The following is a 568-nucleotide window of genomic DNA, read 5'->3' as shown; positions in this document are numbered from 1 at the left end:
ATGCTTGTCTTAGAATCACGCGCCCCTCAAATAGCGAGGTCATTCTCTGTTATAGGGTTGCCGAAGAGCTTCCTTTAGAAACAGATGCGCAATCAGGTTCACTGAAGCGAAGAAATGACGACATGGCGGCTATCAGTCGCGACGAGGGAGAATATATTTTGGAGAAGAAAATGTACGCAGTTATCGTAAGCGGTGGTAAACAGCATCGTGTTACAGAGGGCGAAGTCCTTAAGCTCGAGAAGATTGAGCTTGAGACGGGCGCTAAAGTTGATTTCGATCGTGTATTGCTAGTAGCGAACGGCGACGATGTAAAAATCGGTGAGCCAAACGTGAAAGGCGCTAAAGTGACAGCAGAGATTGTTAGTCATGGTCGTCATGACAAAGTGAAGATCATGAAGTTCAAGCGTCGCAAGCACCACATGAAGCAAATGGGTCACCGTCAGTGGTACACTGAGGTGAAAATCACTGGAATTAAAGGCTAAGTTGTTTGCACCTAGTGCGAATCAGGTAGCGTAAGGAGTAATCTAATGGCTCACAAAAAAGCGGGTGGTAGTACCCGGAACGGTCG

General features: G+C 47.0%; 1 protein-coding gene. It reads left to right on the top strand.

Features of this window, described 5'->3' with window-relative positions:
• The first annotated feature begins 170 nt into the window (after nt 1-170).
• Entirely contained in the window at nt 171-482 is a 312-nt protein-coding gene (rplU, locus tag A3750_RS24265) for a 50S ribosomal protein L21 (RefSeq protein WP_068458279.1), read from the top strand.
• The last annotated feature ends 86 nt before the right edge of the window (nt 483-568 follow it).

Source organism: Oleiphilus sp. HI0079 (assembly GCF_001635105.1).
Note: the sequence above shows the minus strand (reverse complement) of the source record. Positions and strands in the feature narration are given on the sequence as shown.